General features: G+C 39.1%; 13 protein-coding genes. 2 read left to right on the top strand and 11 right to left on the bottom strand.

Features of this window, described 5'->3' with window-relative positions:
* Nucleotides 1–122: 122 nt before the first annotated feature.
* Together JK629_RS05685 and JK629_RS05680 are read right to left on the bottom strand one after the other, a co-directional pair.
* The gene (locus tag JK629_RS05685; protein WP_202337643.1) at nt 123–632 is read right to left on the bottom strand and encodes an acyl-CoA thioesterase; all 510 of its coding nucleotides are present in this window, start codon (nt 630–632) and stop codon (nt 123–125) included.
* Nucleotides 633–718: 86 nt separating this feature from the next.
* Nucleotides 719–1,657 carry an HU domain-containing protein gene (locus tag JK629_RS05680; RefSeq protein WP_202337642.1) on the bottom strand — a complete coding sequence of 313 codons (939 nt, stop codon included), beginning with the start codon at nt 1,655–1,657 and terminating at the stop codon, nt 719–721.
* 111 nt (nt 1,658–1,768) lie between these two features.
* On the opposite strand from JK629_RS05680, the gene dprA reads away from it, so the two are divergent.
* On the top strand, nt 1,769–2,872 hold the full coding sequence (dprA, locus tag JK629_RS05675; protein ID WP_202337641.1) for a DNA-processing protein DprA: 1,104 nt from the start codon (nt 1,769–1,771) through the stop codon (nt 2,870–2,872).
* Here the strand turns inward: dprA and trpS are convergent.
* On the bottom strand, nt 2,869–3,837 hold the full coding sequence (gene trpS / locus JK629_RS05670) for a tryptophan--tRNA ligase (protein WP_202337640.1): 969 nt from the start codon (nt 3,835–3,837) through the stop codon (nt 2,869–2,871). The two genes, dprA and trpS, sit on opposite strands and share 4 nt — an antisense overlap.
* A 76-nt stretch (nt 3,838–3,913) precedes the next feature.
* Here trpS and JK629_RS05665 point away from each other — a divergent pair, with 76 nt between their 5' ends.
* Nucleotides 3,914–4,654 (top strand): lysophospholipid acyltransferase family protein, encoded by a 741-nt coding sequence (locus tag JK629_RS05665; RefSeq protein WP_202337639.1) that lies wholly within the window; start codon nt 3,914–3,916, stop codon nt 4,652–4,654.
* Between the two features lie 85 nt (nt 4,655–4,739).
* Here the strand turns inward: JK629_RS05665 and JK629_RS05660 are convergent, their stop codons facing one another.
* From JK629_RS05660 to JK629_RS05630, 8 genes are all read right to left on the bottom strand, one after another.
* The gene (locus JK629_RS05660; RefSeq protein ID WP_202337638.1) at nt 4,740–6,272 is read right to left on the bottom strand and encodes an outer membrane beta-barrel protein; all 1,533 of its coding nucleotides are present in this window, start codon (nt 6,270–6,272) and stop codon (nt 4,740–4,742) included.
* 84 nt (nt 6,273–6,356) lie between these two features.
* Nucleotides 6,357–6,896 carry an RNA polymerase sigma factor gene (locus JK629_RS05655; RefSeq protein WP_202337637.1) on the bottom strand — a complete coding sequence of 180 codons (540 nt, stop codon included), beginning with the start codon at nt 6,894–6,896 and terminating at the stop codon, nt 6,357–6,359.
* Nucleotides 6,897–7,024: 128 nt separating this feature from the next.
* Nucleotides 7,025–8,032, bottom strand: coding sequence for a recombinase RecA (gene recA / locus JK629_RS05650; protein ID WP_202337636.1), 1,008 nt, complete (start codon nt 8,030–8,032; stop codon nt 7,025–7,027).
* A 443-nt stretch (nt 8,033–8,475) separates the two neighbouring features.
* The gene (locus JK629_RS05645) at nt 8,476–8,982 is read right to left on the bottom strand and encodes a hypothetical protein (protein WP_225626157.1); all 507 of its coding nucleotides are present in this window, start codon (nt 8,980–8,982) and stop codon (nt 8,476–8,478) included.
* Nucleotides 8,983–9,041: 59 nt separating this feature from the next.
* The gene (locus JK629_RS15490; RefSeq protein WP_225626155.1) at nt 9,042–9,206 is read right to left on the bottom strand and encodes a hypothetical protein; all 165 of its coding nucleotides are present in this window, start codon (nt 9,204–9,206) and stop codon (nt 9,042–9,044) included.
* Nucleotides 9,207–9,300: 94 nt separating this feature from the next.
* Nucleotides 9,301–9,447: a T9SS type A sorting domain-containing protein gene (locus JK629_RS15485; RefSeq protein WP_225626220.1), complete on the bottom strand. Its 147-nt coding sequence runs from the start codon at nt 9,445–9,447 to the stop codon at nt 9,301–9,303.
* 38 nt (nt 9,448–9,485) lie between these two features.
* Nucleotides 9,486–9,845: a hypothetical protein gene (locus JK629_RS05635; protein ID WP_202337635.1), complete on the bottom strand. Its 360-nt coding sequence runs from the start codon at nt 9,843–9,845 to the stop codon at nt 9,486–9,488.
* A gap of 131 nt (nt 9,846–9,976) precedes the next feature.
* Complete coding sequence (locus JK629_RS05630) at nt 9,977–11,119, bottom strand: cystathionine gamma-synthase (RefSeq protein ID WP_202337634.1); 1,143 nt, start codon at nt 11,117–11,119, stop codon at nt 9,977–9,979.
* Nucleotides 11,120–11,241: the final 122 nt, after the last annotated feature.

The following is an 11,241-nucleotide window of genomic DNA, read 5'->3' as shown; positions in this document are numbered from 1 at the left end:
TTCCAAATATATTTAATACCTACTTTAAAATAATCATGAATTGGGGAAAATATTACATTTTAACATAAAATCATTCCAGCGAAAAATCAACACAATCAATGGTTTATGAAATGATATATTAATTATTGAAATAGTGCCTTCAACTCTGTAGCATCTTTTGGTTTCATTTTTCCTGCAAGTACAAGGCTCAATTGTTTTCGGCGAAGGGCCGCCTCAAAACGTTTTTTTTCCAGTTCTGTCTCGGGAACAAGCTCTGGAACCCGAACAGGATTGCCCATTTCATCCACAGCTACAAACGTGTAAATAGCTTCGTTTGAAAGGCTTCTTTCGCCACTTTCACGGTCTTCAATAAAAACATCCATATAAACTTCCATGGAACTGCTAAAAGCCCTGGAAACCTTTGCTTCAACTGTTACAACACTCCCCAAGGGGATCATTTTATTGAACGCCACGTGGTTTACAGATGCAGTAACTACAATTCTACGGCTATGGCGACGAGCAGCAATGCTTGCGGCACGGTCCATCCTTGCCAGCAATTCACCCCCAAACATATTCCCAATAGGATTTGTTTCGCTGGGCAATACCATATCTGTATAAACGGTTAAAGATTGTTGCGGTGTCTTAGATTGCATCTGTAAAAATTTTTGCAAAGATACCTAAGTTCCAAACAATGGGGAGTGAAAAATGAGGAAAGAAAAAAAGGGATGTGGAAGAAATTTTAATGAATTTCCTGAACTAATAGCCAAGCATCCGGATTTTCAGATTTCTGAATTTCATAAAGTTTTCGCTGTGCTTCTAACTTATCATTAAAACTTGCATAAAGAACTTGATGAAGCCCGTATCTATTAACCTCCATTTTTAAAGGAGAATAGCCCTTTTCGCGCAATTGTGAAACCTTCTTTTCAGCATTTTCTTCCATGCGGTAGGCTCCAGCAACAATATGGTACAATCCGGTATGTTTTGGAACTTGTAGGTTCACCACCGGCAGGGGATTTTCAATTACAAATGTTGCCTCCTGTATTTGGTTTTCAACTAAGCTATTAGCCTTTTCCCTTTCCGCATAGTTGAATTTTTGAACCTGATTTTCATAAAGCTTTAAACTTCCAAAACCTATTGCTGATATAGCTAAAACTGCAATAGCGGCATATTTAAGGTAAGGTTTGACTTCCCTTCCTTCGGGCGTAAAGTGTATCGGTGCCTTTTCTTCAAAAGCATCCACAGTTTCCTTGTAAACTTCGCGACTTATTTGTGGCGAGACAAAAGATGATAGACCAAAAGCGGAAGTGCTGAAATTCTGTTGCGGTAATGGTTCAAACTGAAGGGATTTTTCTTCGTTCAAGGAAAACGTTCCTATATTTTTAAAAGAAATGGTTTTTCCTTCTGAAAGCGCCATTGAAATTTCAGCTGTAAAATTCCGAATTCTTTGCAATGCAGTTTCGTAACTGCATTTTTCTACAGAAGCAACATAATTGGCAAACAGACCATCGTTCGCCTGCAATTGTTTGTTGAACGAAACAATTTTGGAAGGAGGATGAAACGTATTTGTAGCATCATCAATCTGGGCAGATTTATAGCGGGTTAAAAACGCCCCAAACCCAGGAACAATAACACATTCGTATCGGTAAAGCAGGTCGGCTATGTAGGTTGTAAGTTGCATATAAACAAAATTAGCTTTTTTTGAGGGTAATCCAATTTTTGCTTTGGTAATTTATTAACAACTTAAAAATTTCGTATTTTTAAAATCTCCCCCGTTTTTAATTTCTAAACCATGCTTTCGAAAAACGAATTACGCTATACGCTTGCTTTGCAGCGCATTCCAAATCTGGGTGATATTTCAGCGAAAAAATTACTGCGGAAAATGGGCGCTGCGGAAGCAATTTTCAAGGAGAAAAAAAGCAACCTTGCCAAAATTGACGGCATCGGTCTTTTGCGTCTAAAGGATATCAATCTAAATAAACAGTTGGAGGAAGCAGATGAAGAACTTCAGTTTATTGAACAAAATAATATTCAATTTTGTTATTTCAAAGACAAAGATTATCCCGAAAAATTAAAGCATTGTTTGGATGGACCCATACTTTTCTTTCACAGCGGAAATATAGATTTGGCAGGAAAGAAAATAATAAGCATCGTTGGCACCCGAAAAATTACCAGTTATGGCAACGCTTTTTGCGAAAATTTAATTGAAGAAATTGCACCCCTAAACCCCGTAATTGTTTCAGGCTTAGCTTACGGGGTTGACATCTGTGCGCACAAGGCAGCAATCGACAACAAACTGCAAACCATAGCCTGTTTGGCTCACGGACTTAATCAAATATATCCAAAAACCCACAAAAAATATATTCAGGAAATTGAAAGCAATGGCGGATTGATTACTGAGTTTTGGAGCAGTGATGCCTTTGATAGAAACAATTTTTTAAAACGCAACCGAATCATCGCTGGGCTTTCCGAGGCAACAATTGTTATTGAATCTGCCGAAAGAGGGGGAAGTTTGGTAACGGCAGACATTGCAAATTCATACAACCGTGAAGTCTTTGCAGTTCCCGGAAGAGCCACAGACAACCAAAGTCGGGGTTGCAATAATTTGATAAAACAACAAAAGGCCCAATTGCTCACCAGTGCTGCAGATATAATTTATATGTTGGGCTGGGAATTGGAGAAAGTCCAAAAACCCAAACAGACCCAACTTTTTGTAGAATTGGACGAAGATGAAAAAGTAGTCTTCCGTTATTTAAAGGAAAAGGAAAAAGAACTTTTAGATATAATTGCTTTGGAATGTAAAATTCCAGCTTATAAAACTGCAAGCGTTTTGATGAATATGGAACTGAAAGGAGTTGTTCGCCCGTTGCCTGGGAAATTGTTTCAATTGGTTTAATATCCTACTTTATCCCGAACCCTTTTTAAAACCCCATCTGCAACTTTTCGGGCTTTTTCAGCACCAGTTGCCAATGCGGCATCAATTTCAGTAAGGTTTTCCATAAAATAATTATAGCGAATTCGTTCTTCCGAAAATTTTTCGGTTATCAATTCAAACAAGGCTTGCTTTGCGTGGCCGTAACCATAGTTTCCAGCCTCGTAGTTTTTTCGCATTTGGCCAACTTCTTCTTTTGTGCCCAAAATTTTATAAAGCGCAAATACATTACAAGTATCAGGATTTTTAGGATCTTCCAGTGGTGTACTATCCGTCTCAATGCCCATGATCTGCTTCCGCAGTTTTTTATCATCCAGAAATATATTGATAATATTGCCTTTGGACTTGCTCATTTTGGTGCCGTCTGTTCCAGGAATATACATTGTTTCCTCTTGCACTTTTCCAGCGGGCATCACAAAGGTCTCACCCATCTGTGCGTGAAAACGTGAAGCCACGTCACGGGTTATTTCAATATGCTGCATTTGGTCCTTCCCCACGGGAACAATTTCGGCATCGTACAGTAATATATCGGCTGCCATTAGCATTGGATAGGTAAAAAGTCCTGCATTCACGTCTTCCAAACGGTCTGCCTTATCTTTAAAGGAATGGGCCAACGTTAACCTTTGAAACGGAAAAAAACAGCTTAAATACCAGGAAAGCTCGGTAGTTTGCGGCACATCGCTTTGGCGGTAAAAAACCGCACGGTTAATATCCAACCCAAAAGCCAACCAGGTTGCGGCTACACTGTAAGTGTTTGCACGAAGGGTATCTGCATTTTTAATCTGCGTCAACGAGTGCATATCTGCAATAAAAAGAAAAGAATCGTTATTAGGATCGTTGGCCATTTCAATGGCAGGAACTATTGCTCCCAAAAGATTTCCGAGATGGGGTGTGCCTGTACTTTGTATTCCTGTGAGTATTCTAGACATGGTGATTAAAAAAATTTTTGCAAAGGTACTTTTTTTGATTTATTCCCATCATTCAAATTAGTACTTTTGAATCTTGATGAAATTACTAAAACAAATATTTGCGGCATTTTACCGTATTTGGTTCTATTTGGTTATAGCATTGGCTACAATTTTACTTTTTCCCTTTCTCGTTATTAGCATTTTAAAGTATTCCTGGTACCCTTTTTTCTTTAAGGTTGCACGAACTTGGTCTGCATTTATCATTTACGGCATAGGCTGTTACCCTATCATAAAGCGCGAAATAGCTTATAAAAAGGGCAAAAGCTACATGTTTGTTGCCAACCACACCTCTATGACCGATATTATGCTGATGTTTTACGCAACAAAAAATCCATTTGTTTTTGTAGGAAAAAAGGAATTGGCAAAGATTCCACTGTTCGGATATATTTACAAACGCACCTGTATTTTGGTGGATCGTGGAAACACGAAAAGCCGGGTAGAGGCTTTCCGAAGAGCGGAAATACGTCTCAATGAAGGTTTGAGTGTATGTATTTTTCCGGAAGGCGGCGTGCCGGATGATCTTTCACTGCTGTTGGATGAATTTAAGGACGGCGCTTTCAGGCTTTCCATTGAGCATCAAATTCCTATTGCACCTATGACCTTTCACGACAATAAAAAACGATTTCCGTATTCCTTTTTCAAGGGTGGCCCAGGCAAGATGCGGGTCAAAGTCCATAAGCTGATCCCCACCACAAGCATGACTTTGGAAAATAGAAAAGAATTGAAAAACGAAGCACGAAAGGTAATTTTAAATGAATTGATTAATCCAACTGTATAATCTCCAATAAAAAACCGTCCTATGGCGCAGAACGGTTTTTCATTTTTGTTTGAAGTATATCAAACACATCCAACTAAAAACTAACCTAAAACTTGAAACTCAATCCACTGTAAACGCCCAAGATATATGGGTTGAAGTTTACAGATGAATCGGTATAAGGGTTGAGCTGGTATTTAAACATTGGCTCAATATTAAACGTAAATTTTTTGGACAGTTTATAGTCCAGTCCCAGCCCGATGTTAGTTGAAAAACTTACTGTGGAGAGATTATTAGCCTCCCCCAATACACTATTGAAGTTATCAGCTTTCACCGAAATTTCATTATTTCCTAAAAGCAAAGTACTTACCCCACCAATCAAATTTACACCAAACCTGCTATTAATAACAGCATATTTGAGCTCTACGGGGACTTCATAATAATTTATATTTTGAATAAGCTTTGCGTCACCCTTTGTAGATTTTGGTGTAACATTCCCAAATCCATTAGAAGGCGCTCCACTTGTAAAGGAGCCTTTATCTGCGGCGGTAACTACTATTTGTCTTGAACCATAATCTACTGAACTCAAAGCCACGGCCACTGGCCCAGTACCAACCTCAATGCCAGAGGTGCTATAACCCAAATCTACATTGTTGACTCCAGTACGCACACTCAATCGATTGCTTATTGCATAACTTACTTGCAGACCATAACTCATATTAACATCTCCATCCTGTGGGTTATCAGCAAAAGAGGGATCTATGGAAGAACCATTGCCAAGGCTGCTGTAATAAACGGGGGCTACATTTGGGGCTACATTCCAACGATGTTCTGGCTTTTCTTTCTTTTTCTTTTCAGAAACAATTTCTTCGTCCTTTTCCGCAATAGCGTCAAAGATTGATTTTTTGTTGTTTAGCTCTTGTGTTATTTCTTCCTCTGTTTTTACCAAGTTTTTTTCTAAACTTTCGTTCACATCAACGACCGCTTCTTTTTTGGAATCAAAAACTTTCCCCTTATCTATAATATCCTTATCTGTTTCTTTAGCGCTGTTTTCAATACTTTTCTTTTCAGAATTATTTTTTGAAGTAGCTATGCCCTCGTTCAAGTCATTTTTAGAAGTATTCTTTTCAAGCCGATCTTTCGTTGCGTTGTCTTTTATTTTTGAGGAATTTTGGGAGGCAATTACAGTTTCGCTGTTTTTTTCAGAATTGTTTTTGAAAACTTTATTTGAAGATTTTATTTCGACTTTAGTTTCTGAAGCATTTTTATTGGAAGAATCGCGGCCTTCAGTAGATTCATTATCAAGCGTTTTGTTTTCTGAAGCTACTTGCGAATCTATAGCACGTTTTTTAATTTCAGGTTTATTTTCTTGTAATTGATTTTCCGTTTGCTGTACATTCCCATCGGTAATTTTGGGAGTAACAATATCAGAAGAGTTGTAAAGTGAATTGCCCACGGTAAGCAAAAGTGCAAGTAATGCAGCAACACCTCCAAGTTTTACCCATAATGGGATAACCTTGCGTTCCTTTTTATCCTTTTTGAGCTCTGCCTGAATGTTTTCCCAAACGTGCGGCGAAGGAGTGGCCTCAAAATTCTTGAAGCCTTCGTTAAAAATGTTGTCTATGTTTTTCTTTTCTTTCATTCTTACCCTTCAAAAGGGAAATTTTTAAAAAACCCCTACCCATAAGCAGGGGAGTTTTATTCAATCTAAACAATTCATAATGCTTTAAGTGTTATAATTTGTAGCATTATACTCTTCAATTTTATTTTTCAAAATCATTCTGGCGCGGGCCAGGTTTGATTTAGACGTTCCATCGCTGATTCCTAACATCTCTGCTATCTCTTTATGCTGGTAGCCGTCCATTACATACATACTGAAAACCAATCGGTATCTATCAGGCAGTTCCTGTACAATTTTCAGCAGAAAATCCAATGGGATTTCCTCACTTTCAATTTCTAACTCCGCTTCATCCTCAATCTGTCCTTCATCAACAATTTCAAAGGTGCGCTGTTTTCTGTATTTTTGAAGAACTGTGTTTACGGTAACCCGTTTCATCCAGCCTTCAAAAGAACCTTTGCCATTATACTGCTCAACTTTTTTAAAAATAGTTATAAAAGCATCTTGCAAATTGTCTTCAGCCTCGGTATAATTAGGTGAATATCGAAGGCAAATGGCGAAAAGGATTCTGTTATACTGTTTGTACACTTCGCCCTGCGCCGTTGCATCCTGCTTTTTGCATAATTCTATGAGCTTATCTAATGTCAAATGCGGTACCGTGAGTTATTGTTCCGTTGTAAATACCTCCTTTATTGTAGAGGGCAACCGTAATAATCAAGGCTCCTACATTTTGTAGATACCACATTATTAAAAGGGTTGCGTGGTTTGCCGAAAGATTATTGGTTTATTGCGGCAATAGCATCTTTTATTTTCTTTTCAAGCTCTTCCATTAATTCTGGATTGTCCAAAAGAAGTGTTTTTACAGCATCGCGGCCTTGCCCAAGTTTAGTATCGTCATAACTGAACCAAGAACCTGCTTTTTTAATGATTTCAAAATCAACGCCGAGGTCTATTATTTCACCTACTTTTGAGATTCCTTCGCCGTACATAATATCAAACTCTACTTGTTTAAAAGGTGGAGCTACTTTGTTTTTTACCACTTTTACGCGAGTTTTATTTCCCGTTGCATTGCTTTCGGTATCTTTAATTTGTGTGGAACGGCGAATGTCCAAGCGTACGGAAGCATAAAATTTCAATGCATTTCCACCTGTTGTGGTTTCTGGGTTTCCGAACATTACGCCTATCTTTTCTCGCAATTGGTTAATGAAGATTACGGTACATTTTGTTTTGCTAATGGAGCCTGTAAGTTTTCGCAAGGCCTGGCTCATCAATCGTGCGTGTAGCCCCATTTTGCTGTCGCCCATTTCGCCTTCTATTTCGCTTTTTGGGGTCAAGGCCGCAACGGAGTCAATAATTACAATGTCTATGGCGCCACTTCTAATTAAATTATCAGCGATTTCCAAAGCTTGCTCACCGTTATCTGGTTGCGAAATGATTAGGTTTTCAATATCCACCCCAAGCTTTTCAGCATAGCCACGATCGAAAGCGTGTTCCGCATCAATAAAAGCTGCTATTCCTCCTTTTTTCTGTGCCTCTGCCATTGCGTGAAGCGTTAATGTAGTTTTACCTGAAGATTCCGGGCCGTATATTTCTATTACTCTTCCTCTCGGGTAACCGCCCACACCGAGGGCAACATCCAGACCAAGTGAACCGGTGGGAATTACATCCACATCTTCCACGGCGCTATCGCCCATTTTCATTACGGTTCCCTTGCCGTAGGTTTTGTCTAGTTTATCGAGAGTAAGCTTTAATGCTTTTAGTTTTGCGTCTTTTTCAGTGCTCATTTTCAGTATGTTTTATGATGGAAATTTTAAATAGCTAAGATACTATTTCTTTGTGCTTGGGGCAAAAGTAAAATGTGGGGGGAAGGTATTTTTGTTAACAAATAAATGGAAACAAGAACCAAGACTTTTTGAACCAAGACATCTTTAAAATTTTTGATGGGTAGCTAAAATTATAAATACGGACATTAGATTTGTTAAAGCGGACGTGAGAATTGTTAAATAGGAAGGGATATTTATTAAAGCTGAGGCTAAAATATAAATGACGGGACGCAAGATTTGTTAATGCGGACGCCATTATATACAAAGCGGGGAGCATATTTGTTAAATCGGAAGCAATATTTATAAAAGTTGCAACTAGAATATAAAAAACTCGTGCTCTATGTATAAAAATTCTGTTTTCTGCTTACGTTTTGGAGCTTATTATTGCCCGAGCAAGAGAGGGGTTAATCCTTCTCCTTTTTAAATTTTATGCCTTTTATTTGGTTGTACTCTGGGCTGGAGGCTCCGTAGACGGACTTGACGTATTTTTTTACATCTAGGGCGGTATCTACCAGGCCTGTGTTTTCTTGATAGAGAATCCTGTTTCTTTCAAGGCGGGCGTTGCTTACTGCTGTGTAGGTGGTGGCCACTTGGTTGTTTTTGTCCTTTAGGTCCTGTGCCTTTGCCTGTAGGCTGGTAATTTGCAGTTCTGTTTCGTTTGGGGCGTAGCTTGGTTCTGATGCCAGGACAGCTATTAGGCCTTCAAAGTGTTGGATGAGCTGATCGTAGGATTGCTGGCTGGCGCTGATTCTACGTGGTGCTGGTTGGGGCGGGTCCTGTGGTTCTTCTTCAGTTTTTGAAGCGCGCTGGCCCTGTAGTTTGCGGTTGAAGCCTTTTGCATCGTCAATTTTTTCTTGGGATGCGTCTGTGGCCTCCAAGGCATTGATAAGACGGGTGCTTAATGGGCGCAAATCTGAAAAGGCTATCCGGCGGCTGTTTACGGCATCATTATACGCCGTGTTTAGGTTTATTACGTTTTGGAGGCTGGCGTTTGCCGTGGTGTGCAGGGCGGTGAGCTGCTCTGCGGTGAGGCTGGTTTTTGAGGGGTGGTGGGGCCATAGCCTTCTACAAAGGCGATAAGGTCTTGGAAATTCGCTACATTTTTAGCGTGGCCTACTTCTGAATTTGATGCCATTTTTTAGTATTTAGATGTTAGTATTGAGTATTGAGTTTTAGTTCTTGGGTTTGTGAGTTTATGAGTTTGTGAATGTGTGAATTTGTGAATTGGGTTATTGTTTTATGAACTTTTTGGTGGTGGTATTGCCATTTTCATCTTCAATGTTTAGAAAATAGATGCCGCTTGTTAGGTTTGAAACATCTATGGAGGTTTGATTTTCGAGTGTTACATTTTGGACGCTTAACAGTTTGCCTTCAATATGTATAAGAATTTTTTTATAATGTATCGATTTAAGGGTTATTGTTTAGCAAGATTTTTAGAGTCGACAATAGTGCCATCACATACAAGCGCTACGGAATAGAGGCCTGAAGTATATGTGGAAACATCCAAATTTATGGCTGTTGCATTAACGTCCAAAATATAATTGTTTGAAATGCCCGTAACGGTGCTAACCACCATTAGGCATGCTGAAGAAGCTTCATCGGCAATATAATTTACGGTGACCTGTGATGATGCTGGATTGGGTATTATGCTTTCCAGTTTGTACGGATTTACGGTAACCTGTACTTCGTCATAATCTTTATAGCCATCGGTATCTGTTATAATTTCAAGTTTATAGGTTTTTGTAACTTCCGGCATGTGGGCAGTTATTGTCATACTTTAAGCGATTACAGTTAGTTGATTTCTTAAAATTATGCCAAAATATTTAACTATAAAACAGGATTTTCCCTGTTTTTTTAAGGGGGATTCCCCCTGTTTTTATGAAGTCCTTTTCTTACAATGAAAAACTACCCTATTGCCTGTTCCAAATCTGCAATTAAATCACCTACATCTTCAATACCTACTGAAAGACGGATCAACGAATCAACTACACCTATTTTTTCACGTTCCTCTTTTGGAATGCTGGCGTGCGTCATACTTGCGGGATGGCCTGCAAGGCTTTCCACGCCGCCAAGGCTTTCTGCCAATGTAAAAATTTTCAGGTTCTCTATTATTTTAATGGCATCTTCGTAATTGTTTCCTTTTGTAACAAACGAAAGCATTCCTCCAAAATCCCTCATTTGTTCTTTAGCTATTGAATGATTGGGATGGCCTTCCAACCCTGGCCAATACACTTTTTCAATTTTTGGATGTTTCTCTAAATACTTAGCAACGGCTTTTCCATTTTCACAATGGCGCTGCATTCGTATGTGAAGTGTTTTCAAACCACGCAAAACCAAAAAGCAATCCTGTGGTCCGCAAATGGCGCCACTGGCGTTTTGGATGAAGTATAACTTTTCTGCAAGTGCTTTATCCTTTACAACCAAAGCGCCCATTACCACATCGCTATGTCCACCAAGATATTTTGTGGCGCTGTGCATCACAATATCAGCACCCATTTCCAACGGTTGTTGCAAATAGGGTGTTGCAAATGTGTTATCAACTGCGAGAAGAACATTGTGCTTTTTGGCAATGGAAACTGCCTTTTTAATGTCTATAATATTCATCATTGGGTTGGTTGGTGTTTCCACCCAAATGAGTTTGGTTTTATTGGTTACGTAGTCTTCAATTTTATCGGCGTTTTCCATTCCTACAAAGTGAAATTTTATTCCAAAGCCCTCAAAAATCTTGGTAAACAACCGATAGGTTCCGCCGTACAAATCGTTGGTCGAGATTACCTCATCGCCGGGTTTTAATAGTTTCATTACCGCATCAATTGCTGCGAGACCACTTCCGAAGGCCAGGCCAAATTCCCCGTTTTCTAAACTTGCAACAGCACGCTCCAAAGCCGCACGTGTGGGGTTTCCGCTTCGCGAATACTGAAAACCTTTATGCCCGCCGGGCGTAGTTTGTGAATAGGTGGAAGTTTGGTAAATAGGTGGCATTACCGAACCATAGGCTGGATCTACATTGTGCTGCCCGCCGTGTATTGCTTTTGTGTTGAATTTCATAAGAAAAGGTCTTTTTTAAAGTAAGAATCCGAAACGCCAAAACTATATTTCAGGTTTTAATATAACTTTCACAATAGCTGATTTTAAAGTTATTACTTTTGAAATTCAAATGTAAGTGTTTC

The organism is Aequorivita iocasae, assembly GCF_016757735.1.
In the GTDB taxonomy this organism is placed as follows: domain Bacteria; phylum Bacteroidota; class Bacteroidia; order Flavobacteriales; family Flavobacteriaceae; genus Aequorivita; species Aequorivita iocasae.
Note: the sequence above shows the minus strand (reverse complement) of the source record. Positions and strands in the feature narration are given on the sequence as shown.